A 6,716-nucleotide genomic window follows, 5' to 3' on the forward strand; every position below is an offset into this window, starting at 1 on the left:
AGCGCAGTGCGCTCGTGGCGGCAGTTGCGCACGACATCTACAGGCGCGTAGCCCGGATGAGCGGAGCGATATCCGGGGTCTCACGTATCGTGTCGGTGAACCCGGGTGTCGCTGCGCTCACCCGGGCTACGGAGCTACTCCGCGGCCAGCGGCTTCTTGTGCAGCGCGAGGCCCAGGCGTTCCCAGACCTGCAGCAAGGCCTCAGCCAGGCGGTCGATCAGGCCGTCGTCGTGATAGGGCGAGGGCGTGATGCGCAGGCGTTCGGTGCCCTTGGCGACGGTCGGGTAGTTGATCGGCTGGATGTAGATGCCGTGCTCTTCCAGCAGCAGGTCGGAGGCCTGCTTGCACTTCTCGGGGTCGCCGACGAACAGCGGCACGATGTGGGTGTCGTTGTCCATGACAGGCAGGCCGGCGGCGTTGAGGATCGCCTTGACGCGGGCGGCGCGGTCCTGGTGGCGTTCGCGCTCCCAGCTCGACGACTTCAGATGCTTGATCGCGGCGGTGGCGGCCGAGCAGATCGGCGGCGGCAGCGCGGTCGTGAAGATGAAGCCCGGCGCGTAGGAGCGCACGGCGTCGATGATCTCGCCCTTGGCGGCAATGTAGCCGCCGAGACAGCCGAACGCCTTGGCGAGCGTGCCTTCGAGGATGTCGATGCGATGCATGACGCCGTCGCGCTCGGCGATGCCGCCGCCGCGCGGGCCGTACATGCCGACCGCATGCACCTCGTCGACATAGGTCATCGCATTGTAGCGTTCGGCGAGATCGCAGATCGCGGCGAGCGGCGCGACGTCGCCGTCCATCGAATACAGGCTCTCGCAGGCGATCAGCTTCGGCCTGGAGGGGCCGGCGGCGATCAAGAGCTGCTCGAGATGGGCGAGATCGTTGTGGCGCCAGATCTGGCGCTCGCAGCCGGACTGGCGCACGCCCTCGATCATCGAGTTGTGATTGAGCGCATCCGACAGGATCAGGCAGTCCGGGATCAGCTTGGCGATGGTGGCGATGCCGGTCTGGTTGGAGACGTAGCCGGAGGTGAACAGCAGCGCCGCTTCCTTGCCGTGGAGGTCGGCGAGTTCGGCTTCGAGCTGCACCAGGGGATGATGGGTGCCGGCGATGTTGCGGGTGCCACCGGCACCGGTGCCGACCCGGGTCGCGGTCTCGACCATCGCGCCGACCACCTTCGGGTGCTGCCCCATGCCGAGATAGTCGTTGGAGCACCAGATCACGACATGACGCGGACCGCTCGGGGAATGCCAGGTCGCGTGCGGGAACCGGCCGGCGATGCGTTCGAGATCGGCGAAGACCCGGTAGCGGCGCTCATCATGCAGACGACCGAGGGCGGCACTGAAATATTGGCTGTAGTCCATCACGAGACCTGACGTGCTGCGCTGCAGCGCAGCGCCTGGAACCGACCCTCTAAGCGACGGGGGCTTAAGGCCTTCTTAGAGCGTTTCCAGAGCGGCTGTCGAGCCGGAATCCCACGGCAGGACTTGGGCGATTTGTCCAAGGCAGCGCCGATGACGGCCGAACCGCGCTCGTCCTGCGGCAGAGCTGCGGCAGCCTCAGGTGGTGCGATAATGCAGCACGCCGTCGACGGTCTGGCTGGTCAGGCGGCCCTCGACCAGCATGTAGTTGACGTGCGCGATCAGCTCGCCGGCGGCAAAGCCCATCTGGTGCGCGTCAAGCACGTGCTTGTGGAACACGACCGGCACGAGCTGCGCCGAGGTCTTCGAGGTCTCGCGGCAGGCCTCCGCGATCATCCGGCAGCGCTCCTCGTGATGGTCGGCGAGCTGCTTGATGCGGGTCTTCAGGCCGTAGAACGGCACGCCATGGCCGGGCAGCACCAGCACGTCATAGGGCAAAGTGGTGGTCAGGCTCGCCAGCGACGCCAGATATTCGCCCAGCGAGTTCTGGTCGGGCTCGACCGCCCAGACGCTGACATTCGGCGAGATCTTGCTCAGCACCTGGTCGGCGGACAGGAACAGCTTGTCGGCGGCGCAGTACAGCATCACCTGGTCGAGCGCATGGCCGCCGCCGGTGATCACCTTGAAGCGGCGGCTGCCGATCTGGATCTCGTCGCCATGGGCGATGCGGCGGTAGGACGCCGGCAGCACCGAGACGCGCTGCAGATATTCCTGGCCACGGCCGAGCAGCTTGTCGGTGAGCGTCTCGTCCATGCCATGACGGCGGAAGAACAGCCGCTGCGCGTTGCGGCGCTCCTCGGTGCCGCGGTTTTGGTGATAAACCGACTGCAGGTACTCGACCTGCGACATCACCAGCGGGCAGTTGAAGCGCTCGACGATCCAGCCGGCGAGTCCGACGTGGTCGGGATGCGAATGGGTGACGATCAGGCGGGTGATCTTGACGTGCTTCAGCGGCCCGTCGAGCAGCCGCGTCCAGGCGGCGATCGACTCCTCGTTGCCGAAGCCGGAATCGACCGCGACCCAGCCGTCGCCGTCGGCCAGCAGGTAGATGTTCACGTGGTTGAGGCGAAACGGCAGCTTCAGCCGCAGCCACAGCACGCCAGGCGCGACCTCGACCACCTGGTCCTCACCGGGATGCTGCTCCCAGGGGTAGCGCAGGGCTTCGGCGGACGACGTGACGGGATCTGTCTTGGTCATGTCTCATCGATTAACGGCCACAGCGCGCGAGCGCCAGCCGAAAAACGCCCCGGGACCACATGGCAGCACGGCATTCCGGGACGCGGCAGGCGCGGGCCTCATGGTTCGAGACGGCGCTGCGCGCCTCCTCACCATGAGGGTTGAGGGGGCTCCCCTTGGATGCCTCGCTCCGCTTGCCAGAAGGCGACCTGCACCTCCTCACCCTGAGGAGCCCGCCGCAGGCGGGCGTCTCGAAGGGCGAGCCCCGGCCGTCGCTACGCCGCCCTGATGTTGGTCAGGAACGCGTCGACTTCCGCGCGCAGGGTGTCGGCCTCGCGGCGCAGCGCCTCGGAGGCGCTCAGCACCTCGCTGGCGGAGGTCCCGGCCTGGGCCGAGGCGCTGGAGACGCCGGTGATGTTGTTCGAGACCTCGCTGGTGCCGGAGGCCGCCTGCTGGATGTTGCGGGCGATCTCATGCGTCGCGGTGCCCTGCTGCTCGACCGCCGCGGCGATCGCCGTCGTCACGTTGTCGATCTCGGCGATGGTCTCGCCGATGTTGCGGATCGCCGACACGGCCGATGACGCGACCTGCTGCATGCTGGCGATCTGGGTGCGGATCTCGTCGGTGGCCTTGGCCGTCTGGCTGGCAAGGCTCTTCACCTCCTGCGCCACGACGGCGAAGCCGCGGCCGGCCTCGCCTGCGCGCGCCGCCTCGATGGTGGCGTTGAGCGCCAGCAGGTTGGTCTGCGAGGCGATCGCCTGGATCAGGTCGACGACGACGCTGACGCGGCTCGCATTGTCGGCGAGGCCCTGCATCGTCGAATCGGTGGCGCCGGCTTCCTCGACCGCCTTCTTGGCGATCTGCGCCGAGGTCACGACCTGGCGGCCGATCTCCGCGATCGAGGACGACAGCTGCTCGGTGCCGGCCGACACCGTCTGCACGTTGACCGAGGTCTCCTCGGCGGCCGCGGCGACCGCGTTCACCAGCGAGTTGGACTGATCGGCGGTCTGCGACATGCTCTGCGCCGTGGTCTGCATGGCGCTGGCGGAGCTCTGCAGATTGGCCAGCGCGCCGCGCACGGTGGCCTCGAACTCGGCGATCCGGACCTCCATGCGCGTGGCACGCTCGGCCTTGGCGGCGTTCTCGCGGTCCTGCTCGGCGGCGAGCGTCCGGGCCTGGATCATGTTGTCGCGGAACACCTGCAGGGTGTCGACCATGGCGCCGATCTCGTCGCGCTGCTTCGAGGCTTCGATCCCGGTCTCCAGGTCGCCGCTCGACAGGTTCTGCATCGCCTGCTGCAGCCGCTTGATCCGGCGCAGGATGTTGCCGCCGACATAGAGCCAGACGAACAGGATCGAGCCGAGCAGGGTGGCCACGCCGGCGCCGACCATGCCGAGTGTCCCGAGCTCGATCTCGCGGCCGGCCGTGCTGGTCGCGCCTTCGGTGGATTTGCGCACGCCTTCGACCAGCTGCTGCACGCTGATGTCGAGGCCGACATTGAGCTTGCGCGTCTCCTCGAGCACGGTCTGGCCGTAGTCATTGGCGTCGAGCTCCTTCTCGCGGGTCTTGAACACGCGGCCCTTGCCTTCGCCGAGCGCGGCGAGCTTCGTCGCCGCGTCCTGGATCGCCTTGGTGCTGCGGCCGCTCGGCAGCAGCTCGAGGTTGGATTTCAGCTGTGCCAGCGCGTCCTTGAACTGCCGCTCGACCGTATCGAGCGTGTCGCTGTCATTGGCGGAGAGCGCGGCCGCCATCTGCGCCACGATCAGATTGCCCGACGCGATGACGTTGCCGAGCTGCTCGACGAAGCGCGCGGCCGCGGTGGCGTCGTCAGCCGACACTTCGGCGGCGCCGAGCACCGCGTTGAGCTGCGTCTGGGCGTCGAGCATCGGCTCATTGGCCGCCTTGGTGAACTCCTCCTGCGCCTTGCGCAGGGCGTCATATTGCTGATTGTGGGTGGCTGCGACGGCTAGGCGCTCGCGCGCCGCGGACACCAGGCTCTGGTTGGCTTCGTTGATGTTCTTGATCGTCTCGGCCAACGGCGCCATCACGCTCTTCTCGGCGCCGAGCGCGCTGATCTCCGCAAGGCGCTGCTGCGTGGCCTTCTGAATCTCCTGCATCTTCTTCAAGCGCTCGTTGAGCGCGTCCTCGCTCGGCGAGCCCAGCAGCGCGGGGCCGAGGCTGGCGAGGCTCGAGCTCTGCGCCAGGAGCTGCAGGCTTGCGGTGAGTCGTGGAATGTCGCGGCCCGACAGCTCGACCATGGTGCCGCCGATATGGCGCAGCATCAGCCCGGCGCCGACGCTGATCGCGATCGCCATGGCGGCGATCACGGCGAAGGCCGCGAACAGGCTGCCGCGGACTCCCCATCGGGGACGCAAGACTCCGAGCATTCTGCTGAAGCTGAACCGACCCGCCATGTCTCATTCCCTCGATCGTGCTACTTTGAGCTGCTGTTTGTCGGCACTATCGCGGACGTGAGTTAACAATCCGGGAAATTACCCAGTTCCCGCTGATTTTTCGTGCATTTTTGCATTTCGCGCCGCGGCATTCGGTGCCGTTTTTCGCGGAACTAATAACCCATGATAGGAAAAGGCCGGCATCGCTGCCGGCCTTTTGTTGCTTGTTGTTGTTTGACGCCTGCGGATCAGTAGCGCGCCGCCATCGGCGTGCCCCAGTTGAAGCGGTAGTTCACGCCGGCCTTGAAGGTGTGGTCGTCGGTCGTGAAGCTGCCGGTCGGGACCAGCGCGGCGGGAGCCGCGAAGGTGGCGCTGCCGAAATTGTAGTACTGATACTCGGCCTTGGCCGACCAGTTCGGCGCGAACATGTATTCGAGGCCGCCGCCGACGGTCCAGCCGTTGCGATGGTCGCCATTGGTGGCGAAGCCGACCGGAGTGCCGGCCAGGGTCACCTTCTCGTTGTTGTCCGAATAGGCGTAGCCGCCCTTCACATAAAGCAGGCCCGGACCCCAGGTGTAGCCGAAGCGGCCGGTGATCGAGCCGAGGCCGCGCTGGCTGTTGGTGTAGGCATAGCCGCCGGGGAACGCCGCGCCGACGCTGCCGCTCAGCCAGCTGTACTGGCCTTCGGCGCCGATCACCCAGGTCGGGGCGAACTGCCAGTCGGCGCCGACCTGCACGCCGCCCAGGAAGCGGCCGTTCGAGTTGTTGCCGGTACCGAGGCCGGAGAAATTGTTGTTGCTGGAGAAGGCGCCGCCGAGATGGGCGCCGAGGTAGAAGCCGGTCCAGTTGTAGATCGGCGCGACATAGGCCGGCGCCTTCGTCGCGTAGGGATAGGTGCGGGCGCCGAGGTCGGCAGCGAAGGCGGAAGACGATGCGAGCGCGGCGAGCGCAACGGTGGCGAACAGGATCTTCTTCATGGCGGGTCTCCAACTCGGACTAACAAGGCTCGCGCAGCGCGCGCCGTCGATGGATTGGAGATAGATCGCTTTTGAATAAAATGCTGTCACATGCGCAGCACACCGGTCTCGAACCCAACCGTCTTGCAGGCAAACATCTCGACGTAGTTAGCAGAGGCCTAACGGCACCTGCGACCGGGATCAACGGCGTGGTGTTCTGTGCCGCGGCGGCACAACGGGTTAAGACGCGTTAAGAACCCGGTGCAGCGCCGCGACCGACTCGCGCAATCGCTCGCCCTGACTCCCGTCGCCGGTCACATCGATGTTCGGCCGCGACGCGAGACCGGCGGTGATCTCGTCCAGGATCGCCGCGAGCAGCCCGTAGTTCAGATGCATGTGGATCGACTTCCGCACGTCCTCGGGGCCGGGTCGCTCGAGCGTCAAGGCGAGGCCGGTCGGTTCCAAATGGGCCTCGAAGCGGGAGGTGTGCTCGAAGGTGCCGACATAGAACTTGTCCGGGTATTCGAGCGCGATCTCGGCCTTGTCGGGGACGGGTTTCGACATGGAAGCTCCTCTCGTGGCGGCGGGACTTTCTGGCAGAGGGGGCTTGGCCGCGCCTTGCGTCAGATCAGCGTCTGCAATCGCAGGATGCTCGGGCAGTAATCTCCCGAGTTTGTATGGAACTCAAAGCGCTGCAGGCGTTGGCACAGGTTGAGGAAGAGCCTTTCCCCGAGACCCGCGGCCACGACGAGGCCGAGGGCCAGGATCAT

The 6,716-nt window shown here is 66.6% G+C and carries 5 protein-coding genes; all 5 read right to left on the minus strand.

Annotated features, from left to right (window positions below; genetic code table 11):
- Window positions 1–134 precede the first annotated feature (134 nt).
- Complete coding sequence (gene hemA, locus BRAS3809_RS32555) at window positions 135–1,364, minus strand: 5-aminolevulinate synthase (RefSeq protein ID WP_008966263.1); 1,230 nt, start codon at window positions 1,362–1,364, stop codon at window positions 135–137.
- 195 nt (window positions 1,365–1,559) lie between these two features.
- Complete coding sequence (locus BRAS3809_RS32560; RefSeq protein WP_008966264.1) at window positions 1,560–2,618, minus strand: MBL fold metallo-hydrolase; 1,059 nt, start codon at window positions 2,616–2,618, stop codon at window positions 1,560–1,562.
- Window positions 2,619–2,872: 254 nt separating this feature from the next.
- Window positions 2,873–5,011 carry a methyl-accepting chemotaxis protein gene (locus tag BRAS3809_RS32565; protein ID WP_008966265.1) on the minus strand — a complete coding sequence of 713 codons (2,139 nt, stop codon included), beginning with the start codon at window positions 5,009–5,011 and terminating at the stop codon, window positions 2,873–2,875.
- Window positions 5,012–5,238: 227 nt separating this feature from the next.
- Window positions 5,239–5,967 (minus strand): outer membrane protein, encoded by a 729-nt coding sequence (locus BRAS3809_RS32570; protein ID WP_008966266.1) that lies wholly within the window; start codon window positions 5,965–5,967, stop codon window positions 5,239–5,241.
- 219 nt (window positions 5,968–6,186) lie between these two features.
- Window positions 6,187–6,510, minus strand: a complete 324-nt coding sequence (locus BRAS3809_RS32575) for a hypothetical protein (RefSeq protein ID WP_008966267.1) — start codon at window positions 6,508–6,510, stop codon at window positions 6,187–6,189.
- Window positions 6,511–6,716: the final 206 nt, after the last annotated feature.

Origin of the sequence: Bradyrhizobium sp. STM 3809 (genome assembly GCF_000239795.1) — a bacterium.
Lineage (GTDB): Bacteria > Pseudomonadota > Alphaproteobacteria > Rhizobiales > Xanthobacteraceae > Bradyrhizobium.